Below are 899 nucleotides of genomic sequence, written 5' to 3'. Positions count from 1 at the left end.
AGAGACCGTTTGAGAATGGGTTGAAGTGCCGGCTGCGGCGTGATTCAAGCTCGGGATGTGGACCCGAGAGAGCCGTGGCCGGATGGCTGGATTTGAGCGACGAGCGAAGCGCTACCCGACCGATTTGACGGAGGAGGAGTGGCGGTTCATCCAGCCTTTCCTACCTCCAGTTCCGAAACTCGGACGCAAGCCGAAGACCGATCTCCGCGAGGTGCTCGACGCATTGCGCTACCTTGCCCGGACGGGTGGCGGCTGGCGGATGTTGCCGAACGACTTTCCGCCCTGGCAGACGGTATATTGGTGGTTCCGCCGCTTCGTACGCCGGTTGCTGTTCCGCACGATCCACGACGTCACGCTGATGCTCGATCGCGAGCGCGAAGGGCGCGAGCAGAGCCCGACCGCCGCCGTTGTCGATAGCCAGTCGATCAAGGCGCCAGCGGCAGAAAAGCGTGGGTTCGATGCCGGTAAGAAGGTCGTCGGCCGCAAGCGCCACATCGCCGTCGATACCGACGGCAGGCTGCTGATGGTCGATCTCACCACTGCCGACATTTCCGATAGCGCCGGTGCCCAGGCGATCGTGGCGGCCATCCGGAAGCGGTGGCCGTGGCTCAAGCATCTGTTCGCCGATGGCGCCTATGACCGCACCCGCCTCATGGATGCTGCTGCGTATCGCGACTTCGTCCTGGAGATCGTCCGCCGCACCGACAAAGATCCCGGCTTCAAGGTCCTACCTCGGCGCTGGGTCGTCGAGCGCACCTTCGGATGGATGACCAGATGGAAGCGCCTCGTTCGCGATTACGAGCAGCGCCTCGACGTCTCCGAGGCCATGATCCATGTGGCCCTCGGCAGCCTCATGCTGCGCCGGATCGTCCATCCCTGAACATTCTCAAACGGACTCT

1 protein-coding gene is annotated in these 899 nt (G+C 63.4%); it reads left to right on the top strand.

The annotated features are described in order from the left end of the window. Positions 1-55: 55 nt before the first annotated feature. On the top strand, positions 56-880 hold the full coding sequence (locus tag FBQ73_RS11840) for an IS5 family transposase (protein WP_138399715.1): 825 nt from the start codon (positions 56-58) through the stop codon (positions 878-880). The last annotated feature ends 19 nt before the right edge of the window (positions 881-899 follow it).

The organism is Xanthobacter autotrophicus (assembly GCF_005871085.1).
Classification (GTDB): Bacteria; Pseudomonadota; Alphaproteobacteria; order Rhizobiales; family Xanthobacteraceae; genus Xanthobacter; species Xanthobacter autotrophicus.
The sequence above is the reverse complement of the archived record's forward strand: the minus strand, read 5'-3'. Positions and strand labels throughout refer to the sequence as shown.